This window comes from Paraburkholderia sp. FW306-2-2C-D06C, assembly GCF_058781505.1.
Genome location: NZ_JBYSWU010000009.1, coordinates 161,161 through 176,056 on the forward strand (window position 1 = coordinate 161,161; position 14,896 = coordinate 176,056).

10 protein-coding genes and 1 pseudogene are annotated in these 14,896 nt (G+C 59.1%); 7 read left to right on the forward strand and 4 right to left on the reverse strand.

Annotated features, from left to right (window positions below; genetic code table 11):
* Positions 1-223 precede the first annotated feature (223 nt).
* The 3 genes from AC3WLT_RS09705 to AC3WLT_RS09715 all read left to right on the forward strand — a co-directional run bounded on the left by AC3WLT_RS09705 (position 224) and on the right by AC3WLT_RS09715 (position 3,541).
* The gene (locus tag AC3WLT_RS09705) at positions 224-1,684 is read left to right on the forward strand and encodes a trypsin-like peptidase domain-containing protein (protein ID WP_492591661.1); all 1,461 of its coding nucleotides are present in this window, start codon (positions 224-226) and stop codon (positions 1,682-1,684) included.
* Positions 1,685-2,042: 358 nt separating this feature from the next.
* A complete protein-coding gene (locus AC3WLT_RS09710; RefSeq protein WP_492591662.1) occupies positions 2,043-3,284 on the forward strand; it encodes an alkaline phosphatase family protein in 1,242 nt (413 codons plus the stop codon).
* A gap of 2 nt (positions 3,285-3,286) precedes the next feature.
* Positions 3,287-3,541 (forward strand): hypothetical protein, encoded by a 255-nt coding sequence (locus tag AC3WLT_RS09715; protein ID WP_492591663.1) that lies wholly within the window; start codon positions 3,287-3,289, stop codon positions 3,539-3,541.
* A 574-nt stretch (positions 3,542-4,115) separates the two neighbouring features.
* On the opposite strand, the gene AC3WLT_RS09720 is transcribed toward AC3WLT_RS09715, so the two are convergent.
* Entirely contained in the window at positions 4,116-4,817 is a 702-nt protein-coding gene (locus AC3WLT_RS09720; protein WP_492591664.1) for a FadR/GntR family transcriptional regulator, read from the reverse strand.
* A 372-nt stretch (positions 4,818-5,189) separates the two neighbouring features.
* Here AC3WLT_RS09720 and AC3WLT_RS09725 point away from each other — a divergent pair, with 372 nt between their 5' ends.
* From AC3WLT_RS09725 to AC3WLT_RS09740, 4 genes are all read left to right on the forward strand, one after another.
* Complete coding sequence (locus AC3WLT_RS09725; RefSeq protein WP_492591665.1) at positions 5,190-6,200, forward strand: zinc-binding alcohol dehydrogenase family protein; 1,011 nt, start codon at positions 5,190-5,192, stop codon at positions 6,198-6,200.
* A 16-nt stretch (positions 6,201-6,216) separates the two neighbouring features.
* Positions 6,217-7,350 (forward strand): mannitol dehydrogenase family protein, encoded by a 1,134-nt coding sequence (locus AC3WLT_RS09730; RefSeq protein WP_492591666.1) that lies wholly within the window; start codon positions 6,217-6,219, stop codon positions 7,348-7,350.
* 93 nt (positions 7,351-7,443) lie between these two features.
* On the forward strand, positions 7,444-8,730 hold the full coding sequence (locus AC3WLT_RS09735) for an MFS transporter (RefSeq protein WP_492591667.1): 1,287 nt from the start codon (positions 7,444-7,446) through the stop codon (positions 8,728-8,730).
* Between the two features lie 5 nt (positions 8,731-8,735).
* Positions 8,736-10,283, forward strand: a complete 1,548-nt coding sequence (locus tag AC3WLT_RS09740) for a UxaA family hydrolase (protein WP_492591668.1) — start codon at positions 8,736-8,738, stop codon at positions 10,281-10,283.
* 235 nt (positions 10,284-10,518) lie between these two features.
* Here the strand turns inward: AC3WLT_RS09740 and AC3WLT_RS09745 are convergent.
* From AC3WLT_RS09745 to AC3WLT_RS09755, 3 genes and pseudogenes are all read right to left on the reverse strand, one after another.
* Positions 10,519-11,125: pseudogene (locus tag AC3WLT_RS09745) on the reverse strand (tyrosine-type recombinase/integrase).
* A 169-nt stretch (positions 11,126-11,294) separates the two neighbouring features.
* Positions 11,295-11,765 (reverse strand): ferritin-like domain-containing protein, encoded by a 471-nt coding sequence (locus AC3WLT_RS09750; protein ID WP_492591669.1) that lies wholly within the window; start codon positions 11,763-11,765, stop codon positions 11,295-11,297.
* A 341-nt stretch (positions 11,766-12,106) separates the two neighbouring features.
* The gene (locus AC3WLT_RS09755) at positions 12,107-12,379 is read right to left on the reverse strand and encodes a hypothetical protein (protein WP_429364378.1); all 273 of its coding nucleotides are present in this window, start codon (positions 12,377-12,379) and stop codon (positions 12,107-12,109) included.
* Between the last annotated feature and the right edge of the window lie 2,517 nt (positions 12,380-14,896).

The following is a 14,896-nucleotide window of genomic DNA, read 5'->3' on the forward strand; positions in this document are numbered from 1 at the left end:
GAGTCAGTCGCGGATGATGTCTGGGAAGGCGGCATTCTACGCCCACTGAGCTTGCACAAGGCTTGCAGCCAGCACGCAAGCTCAGCAGACGTCTCCCAGGAATAGCGCTACCTACAAGTTTCCTGTTGCTCCGCTATAAATCATAGTAGGCGGGGGTCACGCTTTTTCGCACCGGCGCTTCACGCGCCCGGCCCGTGCATAACACCCGCTACGGAGGCGCACTGTGTTTGACCGGACTCTTGCTCGCACCTTGTTCCACGCTGCCGTGATAGCTGTGTTTATCTCTTGCTATCCTTGCCTGCAGCCGACGGCGAACGCCGCGGGCGCGGCTCCGATGCCTGCGAAAGAAAAGCGGGTTTCATCGGCCAACGCTTCAGCACCGGTCGACTTCCCGACCATCGTAGAGCGATACGGACCCGCTGTCGTGAATATCAGCGCGACTGCCCCGGAGCAGCAATCGTCGCTGACGGCCCTCCCGGCAATCGATGCTGACGATCCCCTTCTAGCGTTCGTCAAGCGCATGGTGCCGCGCTCGCAGACATCTCAGGACAGTTCGCCACGCGTCATCACCGGTACCGGCTCCGGTTTCATTGTTAGCCCCGACGGCCTCATTCTGACTACCGCTCATGTGGTGGATCAAGCCGCCGAACTAACGGTCAGACTGACCGATCGACGCGAATTCAAAGCGAAGGTCCTGGCGGTCGACACTCAGAGCGACGTCGCGGTGATTCAGGTCGATGCCACGAAGCTTCCGACCGTCAAACTTGGGGACTCATCGCGGGTACGCGTCGGTGAACCGGTTCTGACGATCGGGTCGCCCGACAGCTTCGAGAATACCGTTACCGCCGGCATTGTCAGCGCCACCTCCCGCACGCTCCCGGACGGAAGCAGTTTGCCGTTTTTTCAAACCGATGTCTCCGCCAACCCGGACAATTCGGGTGGCCCACTGTTCAACCGTGCAGGCGAGGTGATCGGCATCGACGTGCAGATTTATGCGGACTCGGACAGGACCCCCAGCCTGACCTTCGCCATCCCGATCAACCTGGCGGCCAAGGTGCGATCGCAGGTGCTAGCCCTGCGCGCGACATCTCCGGGCGGCCTTGGCGTGGAGGTACAGGACGTCGGTCCCGGGTTGGCGGTGGCCTTTGGCCTGCCGCGACCGGCAGGTGCGCTGGTCAATTCCGTCGCGCCCGGCACACCGGCCGCCTCGAGCGGCCTCAAGCCGGGTGACGTCATCATACAGATCGGCGACAAGACGATTGACCGCTCGGCCGAACTCGGCGAGGCTGCTGCTGATCTGCTGCCCGGGACGAAAACCACACTCAAGCTGATCCGCAATCGAAGACCGATGACGACGACGGTCATGGTCGGCGCGTCCGCGGAAAGCCCCCAGGCTCGGCAAAGCGAAGGTGGCGCAACGGATCGCCTGGGCTTGATCATGCATCCGCTGAGTCAGGACGAGCTGCACGCCCGCGACCTTGCCGTAGGTCTGATGGTGGACAGGGTCGAGGGGCCGGCGGCACGCGCTGGCATCCAGCCCGGCGATATCGTCCTTTCGCTCAACGGCACGCTGGTCGAAACGCTGGCGGAAGTGGCAGCGCTGGAAGCAAAGGCAGGCAAGGAGATAGCGGTGCTCATACAGCGCAACAACGCACGCAGCTTTGTTTCGGTCAAGCCTAGATGAAAAGCCCGGCGCGTTGAACAACAACTTCGGTACCCTTGGCTATGTGATTATCAGTATCCTCGCGCCAAGCCGGATTGCATCGGGATTGCATCGATTCTGATTTATCGCGCGAAGCGTTTCGATGATCTCGGAGCCAGCCGGTAGCCGTGAGCGAGAACCTGGTTTGGGCGTCCGGTAAAGCTCACGGTCGCCCGAATCTCTCAAAAGCAGACGTTGAAACAGGATGACCGCGGGCGGATCACGGGTGGCCGCTTGGGCCGACTTACCGCCCGCGATCAACACTACGCACTACTCAAGTAGACGCTTTGATCAACGGCAACCCTTAGTCCACGGCCGATAAACGACAGGAGGAGGCTCCATGAATGCAAACGCACCGACCGCATCCGCGCCGGTCCAGACTCCCATCCAGCATGTGTTCGTGCTGATGCTGGAGAACCGATCATTTGACCACCTGTTTGGACTGTCGGGCATACCCGGCATCGTCGCGGCCACGTCCGGGAATGCCAACACCTACGGCAGCACTGACTATCCGTTCGGCGGCGACGCGCCCGACCAGATGCCCACCGACCCCGGACATGAGTTCACGGACGTGGTCAAACAGCTTTGCGGTGCGGGCGTCCAGTTCCCGAAAGGGCAAGCTTACCCGCCGGTCAACAACTCCGGCTTCGCGTCGAACTACGCGACGACCCGGACCGAAGGCAATCCGCCACAGACCGCCGACGTGGGCAAGATTATGCTGGGTATCAACACCGCTACCCAGTCGCCCGGGCTGTACAAGTTGGCGACACAGTTCGTGCTGTGTGACGGCTGGCGCTCATCGCTGCCCGGCCCGACCTGGCCGAACCGGTATTTCGTGCACGGTGCGTCCTCGGCCGGCCTCGACCATTCGCCGACCTCTGCCGAAATGGGCGAATGGGAGGCCGTGGACGGCTTTGCCTACCCGAAAGGTTCGATCTTTGATGCGCTGGTCAAAGGCAACTACCGTCTCTACCAGGATGACTCGGGTTCGCTGTCGGGGCGCGTGCCGCAGGTCTCGTCCATCAAGGGCATCAGCTTCTTTGACGTCGACGACCTGTCGCACTTCGAGGCCGACCTCGCGGCAGGCTACACCGCCCGCTATACATTTATTGAGCCGAACTACGGTGACATCGTGCACGATACGTACGAGGGCGGAAGCTCGCAGCATCCAATGGACGGTCTAGCCGGCGGCGACCAGCTCGCCGCCCGCGTCTACAATGCGATCCGCAACTCGCCGCTGTGGGAGAGCAGCCTGCTCGTGATCCTCTATGACGAGCACGGCGGCTTCTACGACTCGGTCAAACCCGGCGCCGCGGTCCCGCCGAACGACGGCGCGGCCTCGACCCTGAACACGAATGGATTCCTGTTCGATGTCTACGGCGTGCGCGTCCCCGCGATCGTGGTGTCGCCCTGGGTGGCACAAGGCCAGGTCGACCACACGGTGTACGACCACGGCTCGGTGCTCGCAACCGTCGAGCACCTGTTCGGCCTCCCGGCGCTGACCGACCGCGACCGGAACGCCAGCAACCTGCTGTCCCTGCTCACAACGACCTGCCGCGCGGACTGCCCGCAAAGGATCTGACCATGGCCCAAGCACCCTCCCCAGACCCGCGTGACAATGAGCCTTTGCGCGACGGCACCAGTCTGATTGCCTTCCTGCATGTGCTGAGGAAAGCCCATATTGCCCTGGTTGGGCGCGATAAGGCACATCATCGCTTCCAACAGATGGCCACGCGTGGTGACGCCAAAAAATACGCCGAGGAACTGATGCCGCTGCTGCTGGCGGAACGCGACAAACACCGGCAGGCGCGGCGCAGTGGCCGGTTGGCGCCTCCGTGACGGCCTTGTCGAAAGGGATACGCCGACGTGGTGGCTCGTGCGTCGATGCCGAGCCCACATTCGGGTGGTCGTTGCAACACCATGAGCGCAACGAAGCGCAAGCCGAACAAGGCAACCGTGGCGCGCGAGGAGCGGGCGTCTAGCGGTGGGCCCAGTTGAGCGGCAGCTTTGAAGTGGCGTCAAACTGCCGAGATCAAACATGTTACCGAATAGGATGTGGGTCGATTTCTGCCCCTCGCATAACAGCGGCGTGCGGGCGAGGTCTGCGTCAGAACGTGTTCGGCCGTCCAACCACTCCGCCATCCGGGTCGCGTTCGGCAACATATGCTGATGATGCAGCAGCTCCTCCTCCTTGTATGACGGGGCTTTGGAGTCCAACCCACGCTGCACACAAAAGCAATCGCTCAAAAGCGGGATGTTCTTGCGATTCAATGGCCGGTCGCTGCCTTTCGGCGATCGGCGGCAGTCGACCCGGAGCGGTCAAATGACCAACCCCGACGAGCGACTCCTTTCCTCTTAACAGGAGTCGCTCGAGATATTACGTTCAGATTTCACGCCGACCTGACGCAGCGCGCTAATTACCGGTGTTAAGCGAGCCAATCCAGCGAACCTCCGATGCCTTCAGATGCGATCGCATGGCGGTTTGCGCCTCAAGCGCGTCGCGCGCAACAAGTGCCACGACGATCATTTCGTGCTCAAAGAGCGCCGCGCTCCAGGTTGATGCGTTCTCTGTCTGGCGTCTTAGCTTTTCGGCAATGGGTGCGTGGCGCTCGTCAAATAGCTCGCCAACCAAACGTGTAAGTACCGCATTCTGTGCAATCTCGGCGATACATAGATGGAATTGCCGATCTGCCTCCACGGGGGAGCCACCTTCCACAATCGCACGCCGCATATCTGCAACGATTCCTTGTAGACGTGATATGCCCTCGTCGGTCAGGCGCGCACACGCCAGCGATGCAACACAACCTTCGATTGCCGCGCGCGCCTGCATGATGTCACTAGAACTATCGCCGATTTTGTCGCGTAGCGCCTCCGAGATAGGGGTATCGGCGCAGACGAAAATGCCGGCGCCCATCCGGATTTCGACCACGCCTTGAATTTCGAGCGCGATCAGCGCCTCGCGCACTGAAGGTCGCGAGACATTCAACTGCTGAGCCAGGTCCCGTTCCGGGGGGAGTCGATCACCCGTCGACAGATTGTTCGCCGCAATATAGGCGCGAATCTGATCGCCGATCAGATGATAAAGCCGACGTGGTTGTACCGATTTGAGTTCCATTGTCTGAAATTTCCGAACATCTAATAAGTCTAAACTGGCCTGACCACAAAGAGGACGGTTTAGCCATTTGCAAGGGTTAATACCTATTAAATCGAGAGAATTCCGTGAATTTTCTCGGTATTTACCCTTGCATCGCGAAATTGGCTTGACCAATTATCGCCAAGAAAACTATTCTACGCTCGACAACGGCATCGGCCCCGCAGTTCTTCCGATCCTGCCAACTGTTTGAAATTTGCCTGGCTTGCGGTGGACTTCAGGTCCTCAGAAATCTTGTCTGCCCGTTCACGAGACCCCGCAAAAACAGCACCGGAGGCAGAGGATGTTCTCTCTCTGCCCAATCCCCGACGATGCGTCAACAAAGGTAATTTAGTCATGCTTACAGTTATTTGTGAAAAACCCGGAAGTCTCCGATCTGAGATGCGTTCGACTCCTGAACGTGCGCCGGGTGAGGTCTTGCTCAGAGTCAGGCGTGTTGGGGTATGTGGAACGGACATGCACATCTTCACGGGGAATCAGCCCTACCTCCAGTACCCTCGCGTGATGGGGCATGAACTGTCGGGGACAGTCGAGGCGGCCGACAAAGACTCGGGGCTGGATGTCGGTGATGCCGTGTACGTGATGCCGTATCTATCGTGCGGTAAATGTATTGCCTGCCGTAACGGTAAGACCAATTGCTGTGTGAACATCCAGGTCCTTGGCGTTCACCGGGACGGCGCAATGACAGAGTATCTGAGCGTGCCGGCTCAATTTGTGCGGAAAGCCGAGGGGGTTACGCTTGATCAGGCCGCCATGGTCGAATTTCTAGCGATCGGCGCGCATGCAGTACGACGCGCGGATGTCAGCGCCGGACAGCGCGTGCTGGTCGTCGGTGCCGGCCCTATCGGCATGGCCGCCATGATATTTGCCAAACTCCGCGGCGCAACGGTCACGGCCCTCGATTCAAGAGCAGATCGCCTGAGCTTCTGTTCCGGGAAGATAGAGGTGGCTGCGTCGGTTCGTCTTGGCGAAGGGGATGTCGAACACCTGAGCGAGCTCACAGGTGGCGAGTTCTTCGACGTGGTATTCGACGCTACTGGCAACGCGGACGCCATGCGCCGCGGTTTCGAGTTTATCGCGCACGGCGGAAAGTACGTCTTCATCTCCGTCGTAAAGGACGTCATATCGTTTTCGGACCCGGAGTTTCATAAGCGGGAGGCGACACTGCTGGGAAGCCGCAACGCGACACTGGAAGACTTCGACACCGTTCTTGACGCAATGCGTGCGAGGAAGATTCCTGATACGGCCTTAAATACTCATCGCTTGCAGTTGTCGTCCCTTCCTGCCGATTTTTCGAAGCTGCTCGACCCCTCAGCGGGTGTCGTCAAAGCGATTGTCGAATGCTGAAGAGCGGGATCACGGAATGACAATCACGACCTGTCCAATTCTTCAGTTTGGGACCAGCCGCTTCTTGCAAGCGCATGTTGACCTGTTTGTTTGTGAAGCGGCACGTCGTGATCCAAACGACGTATTGGGAAAGATCGCCGTGGTACAGACGACCACGAGCACGCAAAGTCGCGCGCGTATCGATGCGATTCGCGCAAACGGGCGATATCCCGTTCGCATCCGCGGCTTACATCGCAAAGAGACGGTTGACCTGACCATCGAATGCGACAGCGTCGCAGAAGCGCTGCATGCCGACGACGACTGGCACGCATTGCTCGAGCGCATCCGGAACCAAGTCGACGTGATCGTTTCGAATACGGCGGACAACGGCTACGCGTTGTTCTCTGAAGATACTTCCTCGGTGCTTGCCGCCGGCTCCGCGCCGCGCGGCTTCGCGGCGAAGCTGGTGGTTTTGTTATACGAACGTTATCGCGCAGGAGGCAAAGCGATCACCGTGCTGCCTTGTGAGCTTGTCTCGCGCAACGGTGATGTTTTGCGCAATCTGGTGATCTCGGTCGCGCGTGACTGGCAAATGGACCCGCACTTTCTTCACTATCTGGTACATGAATGCATCTGGGTCAATTCGCTGGTCGACCGGATCGTCTCGGAGGCTATTGAACCGGTCGGCGCAGTGGCTGAGCCTTACGCGCTGTGGGCCATCGAGCGCCAGGAGAACATGGTATTGCCCTGCCGGCATGAAAGCATTGTCGTTACCGACGATCTGGCCCATTTTGAACGATTGAAGCTCTTCCTGCTCAATCTCGGCCACACGATGCTTGCGGAGTCGTGGCTCAGTTCGCAGGCAGACGCAAGCATCACCGTCCTGGATGGCATGCGCAACGAGTCCTGGCGCGGCGCGCTCGAATCGACGTGGAAGGACGAAGTGCTGCCCGTTTTTGAGGCGCTGGGCCAGTACGAAATCGCCAGCAAATATCTCGATGACGTGCGCGATCGTTTTGAGAACCCGTTCCTCGCACACCGCCTTGCCGATATTGCGGGTAACCATAAAGAAAAGAAGCAGCGCCGACTCAAACCGGTCGTCGATCTCGCTGGTGAGCTAGGTGTCCGAATCGATCAAAAGCGCCTCAGGGCTGCGCTAGGCAGAGCCTAAGGTGGCCAGAATCAGATCTTGCTGTCCTTTCAATAAAACAATGGCCCAGCTGGAAAGCCGGTGACCGTTAGCCATGAAGTTAAGGAGACAAACATGCGCAATATGCGTTGGGTAGTGATATTGCTTTGCTTTCTCGCGATCACCATCAACTACGTTGATCGCGCGAATATGGCCGTCGCGGCGCCGGCAATCCAGAAGGTCCTTGACATCGGTCCGGCTCAGATGGGTCTTATCCTGAGCGGATTCTTTTGGACGTATGCATTAATGCAGATGCCGTTCGGCTGGTTCATCGATCGCATCGGTGCGCGCTTTGCGTTGCCGCTCGCGGTCGGCTGGTGGTCGCTCTTTACAGCACTGACAGCAGCGGCGACGAGCGTCGCCGGCATGTTTGGTTGCCGTCTGCTGCTGGGAATCGGCGAAGCCGGTGCCTATCCTTCCTGCGCCAAACTCGTGAGCCAATGGTTCAAGCCGGCGCAACGCGCGCTCGCAACGAGCATCTTCGACAGCGGGTCGCGCGTGGGCTCCGCGCTTTCGATTCCGCTGGTCGCACTGATTATCAACGCGCTGGGCTGGGAAGCATCGTTCGTTATTACAGGTGTAGTCGGATTCGTTTGGATGCTCGGATGGTTCGTGATCTATCGGAATTCCTCGCGCGGGGATTTGACCGGCGAGGCCGACGCTGTTCCACTGCAGCAATCCGCGTCGAAGAAGAAGGTTCCGTGGCTTTCGCTCTTTAAGCACCGGACACTGTGGGGCATGATGCTCGGCTTCTTCTGTCTGAATTTCGTCATTTACTTCTTCATCACCTGGTTTCCGAGCTACCTTGTTCAGACGCGAGGCTTCTCGCTGAAGTCGCTCGGCACACTAGGCATGATTCCGGCATTAATGGCGATTCCCAGCGGCTGGCTCGGCGGTTTTGTATCCGATGCACTGTACCGCCGCGGCTGGAGTCTGACCAAGGCTCGCAAGACGTGCATGGTCGGCGGCATGCTGCTTTCGTCGATCATTACGCTCTGCGCGTTCACGACGAATATCTACCTGATGCTGGCATTCTTCGGCATCGCTTACGGCAGTCTCTCATTCGCCGGCGCAAGCATCTGGGCCCTGCCGGGTGACGTTGCACCGACGCCCGATCACGTCGCGTCTATTGGCGGCATCCAGAACTTTGCGTCAAATTGCGCTGGCATTGTCATCACGACGTTCACCGGCCTGATGGTTTCACTGACGCACGGGTCATTCACGATTCCGCTGTGCGTCGCGGGAGGCTTCTGTGTCCTTGGGGCATTTAGCTACCTGGTGATTGTGAAAAGGATCGAGCCGTTGTCAGTGGACGAGCAGGCAAGTCACTCCGCACAGAGCCGTGCCCATTCACCGGTATAAACATCATGTCTACCCTCTCGACCCCATCCGACCTCGCAGTCATCCGCCTCCACGCCAACGATGATGTTGTCATCGCAACCCGACAGTTGATGTCCGGTGCACGCATCGCGTCGGAAAATCTCCTGGTTGCCGGGCTCATCCCGCCCGGTCACAAGATCGCGACACGCGATATCGCCGCCGGCGAGCCGGTGAAGCGTTACAACCAGATCATCGGTCTGGCGAAAGAATCCATCTCGCGTGGCCAGCACGTTCACGTTCACAATCTCGGCATGGCAGAATTCTCGCGGGATCACGAGTTCGGAATCGATCTGCATCCGACCGAATATACCGACGAGCCTGCGACCTTCATGGGCATCCGGCGCGACGACGGACGAGTCGCGACGCGCAACTTCATCGGCATACTAACGAGCGTGAACTGCTCGGCCACCGTGGCCCGCGCAATCGCCGATCACTTCCGACCCGACGTACATCCGGAAGCGCTCGCCGCCTATCCCAACGTCAATGGCGTAGTCGCATTGACGCACGGTCTCGGTTGCGGCATCGATACCATGGGAGAGGGCCTGGCGGTTCTTCGGCGCACACTTTCCGGCTATGCGGTTCATCCAAACTTTCACTCGGTTTTGTTCGTTGGGCTCGGTTGTGAGACCAACCAGATTTCGGGTGTACTGGAATCGGCCGGGCTAAAAACGGGAGAGCGGCTGCGCAGCTTCACGATTCAGGACTCCGGCGGATCGAAGAAGACCATCGAACGGGGTATCGAAATGGTGAAGGAGATGCTCGCCGATGCCAACCGTGTCACGCGCGAACCGTTGCCGGCATCACATTTGATCGTCGGTTTGCAATGCGGCGGATCAGATGGGTACTCGGGCATTTCGGCGAATCCTGCGCTGGGCGCTGCCGTCGATCGACTCGTGCGGAATGGTGGCACTGCGATTCTCTCGGAGACGCCGGAAGTCTACGGTGCCGAGCATTTGCTGACACGTCGCGCTGTCAGTCGCGACGTGGGTGAGAAACTGCTGGCACGCCTTGCCTGGTGGGAAAACTACTGCACGAGGAACGGCGCGGCGCTCGACAACAATCCATCTGCGGGAAACAAGGTCGGCGGTTTGACGACGATTCTCGAGAAGTCTCTTGGTGCGGTTGCCAAGAGCGGCACGACGAATCTCGTCGAGGTGTATCAGTACGCTGAACGCATTGATGCGAAGGGGTTTGTCTTCATGGACTCACCCGGCTACGACCCGGTATCGGCGACGGGGCAGGTCGCCTCGGGTGCCAATTTGATTTGCTTTACGACTGGACGCGGTTCGGCATACGGCTGTGCCCCATCGCCCTCCTTGAAACTTGCGACGAATACAGCGCTGTGGGAGAGACAGGAAGACGACATGGACATCAATTGCGGCGGCGTAGTTGATGGAAGCGTCTCAATTGCACAGCTCGGAGAAGCCATCTTCAAGCGCATACTCGAATGTGCGTCCGGCATCCCGTCGAAAAGTGAAGTGAACGGTTACGGACAAAACGAGTTCGTGCCGTGGCAATTGGGCGTCATCACCTGAAAACTCGATCCGCTCAACGACGAAGGGTGAATTTGACCGGCGCGGTTCGGGTCGGTGCGTGGTCTGGTCCCATGTAGTCCCAGTGATCGGCCGCACCGACGAATTCCCGCAGCGGGGAGAACTGGAAAGACCTTCCGCAATCCGCCCGACATCAGCCATTCGGGCAAACCGTTCGAATGGCGCGTTGTGGCCGGACAGCGACCGATGGCCAACCGCCATCCTGCTCTGCTCGCGTTCAAACCTCCCTCTGCTCCGCCATCTCCAGCGCATCGTCGACCTCGATGCCAAGATCTCGCACGGTGCTCTCCAGCCTGGTATGCCCGAGGAGGAGTTGAACAGCACTGAGGTTCTTCGTCCGACGATAAATCAGCGACGTGCCGTATGCCGTGTCGTCCAGTCCGGTCGACGCAACCCAGCGATGCACCAAACGCGAATACTGGCGCGTCGAGAGATGAGGTGACTCGTAGAGGCGGCTTGAGAAAAGGAAGTCTGGCGCTGCCTGTCCGGCCGCCTTGATCCATGCGTCAACGCTATCCCGCGCTTGCTCTGTTATCTCGAACTGAACCGGTCGCTGCGTCTTCCGCTGCATGATCGGCGCCCGACTGGCGACGTGCTCCCCGTGGCATATGTCACGTACCTTAAGTTTGGTCAGGTCGCACGCGCGCAGTTTGCTGTCGATGGCCAGAGTAAACATAGCGAGGTCCGTCCCGGACGCGCGCCGAAAGCTGCAGACGGATGCGAATGGCCCAGATTTCCTTGAGCTTCAGCGGCGGCTTCTGCCCCGTCAACCTGCCTTTGTTCCAAGGTACTCGGGCGGCGGTTCCTTCTTGAGGCGCTTTCATGACTATCTCCTTTCAGGTGAAGGGAGATTCAGTCTGTGCTTGCAGTCAGGGGGCGCTGTCCGACCCTAAACGGCCAGCTCCCAGTCAGCAATTTGGCCCACGACCGCTATTCAATATCGCAACGAAGGGGGCGTCGAAGGTGGTACGCCGCTTGAAAGTTTGGGAAGTCTTAGGTGCCAGGCACAGCGTCCGGTGATTTCGCGACTGCGCCCGGACGCCGCAGCATCTTGTCGACCTCCCCAGCATGCAGCTCTTCTACATAGATCAGCTGCCGCGCATATTCTTCGAGCGCGACCGATTGATCCTGCACCAGCTCCAACAGGTCGCGGTAAAGGCTCAGCGCAATTTTCTCGGCTTCCAACGATTCGCGGAGGATGGAGCCAATGTCAAACGTGTGGGAATCGAGTAACGGCCCAATTTCGAGGGATGGGTACGCCCCTAGCGTTGTAATCCATTCGCCGGCTTGCTGCGCATGAAGCAGTGACTCGTCGGCCTGCTCTCTCAGCCAGGAAACGATCGGAATGCGGCCGAACCCGAGTACGAGGAATGAATAGTGTGTGTAACGAACAACGCCGGCAAGTTCTGACTCGAGGATCTGGTTTAGCACCTCGACGACCCTCTTCTGATCGAGCTCGGACATGTTTCCCTCCACATGCGCGCAAAGATTTGGCTGGGGATGCGGCCAGCGCCTTTCATAGTGCGCCTCAAGGGTTAAACCGATCAAGCAGACTACTTTCTGCGGCGCAACATGCAGCGAAGAGCAACGCCGTGGAGAAGCAATGCAGGGTTCACTGGTCACGCCCGCGCTCGTTCCTCTCGACACGCTGAGGGAGCAGATCGCACAGGCCGTCGCCGCAGCGAAGGCCTATGACGTCCCCGGACGCGTGTGTCCGCTTGGGGGATTCAGCAGGCCGTCGAGGAGGGCGATGCGCAGGACGAAATCTGGAAGGAGTCGCCGCTCCGCCAACACAACGGGTTGGGCTATTGGGCCGCTGTGAGTTTGGGGCTTGTCCTCAATGCCTGCCAGCCCGTCTGCGGCTCCTTTCGCTGATCGCTTACTTGCTCGATGCCGCCTTTCAACACCGCTTCACAAAAGGCCAGACGGGCTCGGTAGTAATCTGCGTGCATCTGAGCGTCGAGGATGCGTTGTTCAGCCTGGAAGAGTTCCAGACGCAATTCTCGCAACGCTTTTTCGGCCTGCTTCTCCGGAGTAAGTGCGTTGCGTACAGCCCAGCTGGCTATCCACCGCAGCATGATGAACTCCTCTCATCGTCAGGTGACATTCCCCCGGCTTCAAATCGGACTTTCACGCCGGGGGCGCAAAACGCCACTGTCCCGACCACTTCTTCATACAGCCACTGGTGAGTCAGCGCTATCAATAATCAGGGAGTACCTGTGCGTCACACTGCGCGGTAGATCACGTTGTTGCGAAAAAATTTCCCACCGCCCATGCGACCGGCTTTTCCGCGTCTGCGACGAGATTATATGGATACACCGTAACATGCACCTGGAGCAGCCACACATCACTTGTGCGTGGTGACGTCACTCCCTCGAGATGACGCGTGAGCAATCGACGAACGTATGCGCGCGCCCCTCTGCGTAACGCACTGCCTCGTCAGCGGACAAAAATTCAACCGACTCGGCAAAACGTGCAATCACGTTTGCCTGGATGAAGGGCCCCCGCTTATACACGTACCACGCGACTGCGTAACGCCGCTCGGCACCGTTGAACGACACGGATTGATTCTCCGTTACCTCGACGTAAACGCCGTGCCCCCGATACGGTTCGCAAGAATGGCCGTACATATTTCCTCCCCAGCGTCTGCGCACTGGACAAGTAGTCTATGCAACAAGCATTCCAGGACGTTCGTTCATTACAGAATGCGCGCCTCGTGCTGCCCGCAACGAGGTGAGGACTTACGCGCCATGATCAGTCGGATAAGGTACTTCAGTTTGCCGTGGCCGGACGGCGCCTGCGTGAACCACTTCATCGCGTCGATTCGTTCAGTACCGCGCCGATCGGCGGAATGCTCTGGCCTTGATAGGAGTTTGCAATCAGGTGCTGGGCAAAGAAAAAGCCGCTCGAAAGCGGCCCGTCGCGCCTTACCTCTTGTCGCCGTCGATCGTTATGCGTACGGGTTGCTGGGCACGCGATGGAATTCTTCGATCATGCGCTTTTTTGCGTCCGCGAGCTCCTGGTCCAGGCACGCCAGCGTACGCCGCGCCTTCGTCGCGTCGACGCCCGCCGACCTCGCCGCGTCGATTCGCTCCTTTGCCCTAGCGACTTCGATGGTCAGCCCCCGACCCGTTGCCGACATTCGGCAGGTAGGCAGCGTGAGTCTGCTTCCGAATTTGTAACCGGATAACAACAACCTTTGCGTGATGTAGCAAACGCTCGAATGTGCTGCTACGTCACCCCGGCTTCTTCACATGAATGGTATTTGGTAGCAGACTTTTCCCCGGCGCTTCGATTGCCTTGCGACGTCCGTCGTTTAGCGCTTCCGCGATCTTTTGTCGACGTGCCTCTAAATCAGCCAGTTGGTCCTTAGCCGATATTAGAAGGAAGTTATTCGCTATCGCCCTGTTAGTCGCAAGCCATCCCCGGATTTGCCTTATTTCCGTGTCAAGGTTTTGGGCAGGTTCACAAATAGATCATTCTCTTCCATCTTTTACCAGTTCGACCCCCGCCTCGCCTGGCGCAGATCCTGTTGGATCGTGTATGCCCATGCTATGTGCACGATCCCACAATTCAATTGGGGTTCGGCCTAACAGGCACAGCGAATGCTGGTTATCCATCGGTTCTGGCAGTGTCTGTCACGAGCGTTTTCATAGCTCAAAGGCTCACGATAGAAAACCTGTACACCGCTCGCATTGCCGTGGCGGAACCAGGGGGGCGAACACGCAGAACGGTCAAACGAAACCGCACGCCGGCCGGTGCGTCACTTGCCAGCTGGTTCCGGCGGTTTCACACACTTGGTTCGGGATCCCGCGGCTCATTTCGATGAGCACTCCGCAAGGGGACGGCACATGAAAGTAGTGAATGGAAGGATCAGACGAAACGATCCGAAGCGTGTTGAAATGTTCAGACAGGCCGAGCTTGCGCATTCGGGTGCAGGTAGCCCCGATGCAGACATCAAGGCCGCACCGCCTGCGCGGGGCAGACGCCTTGCGCTTTGGGTTGCGTCGGCAAGCGCATTGGCTGTCGGGGTCATGGGTATCGTCGCGTATGGCGATCGGTTCGACTATGATCAGGCGCTCGGGATCATCGGACCCACGTCGCCAGCGCGACTCACGTCTTGGTCCGGTCATGTCGCACTACCATCGTCGCCTCCCGCTCGCGGAACCGCGGTTGCCAGTGCTGAGCTCGCCCCGCCTGTGTCTTCCGCTCCGTCCGATCACCGCGCTGGACCTACTCCGGATTCTGTTGCGCCGCAGTCGGTTACACGAGGGCCTGGTCAAGCAAGCTATGCCGCCACACAGAATCGCCGCCATTCGGCGCCGCACGTGAGAGCAATCGCGCGGCATGCGCCCGGGATCACCCGACCCACATCGCCAACGCAACAAGCGTCTTCGTCCGGTGATGTCGCGAGATCATCGTCACCTCCTGCCCGGGGAGCTGCAATTGGCAGTGCTGAGCTCGCCCCGCCCGTGTCTTCCGCTTCGTTCGATCAGCGCGCTGGACCTACTCCGGATTCTGCTTCACTGCAGCTGGCTGAAGGACAGCCTGCAGGCGGTCACGGCGGAGGCGGTTCGGGCGGAGGCGGTTCGGGC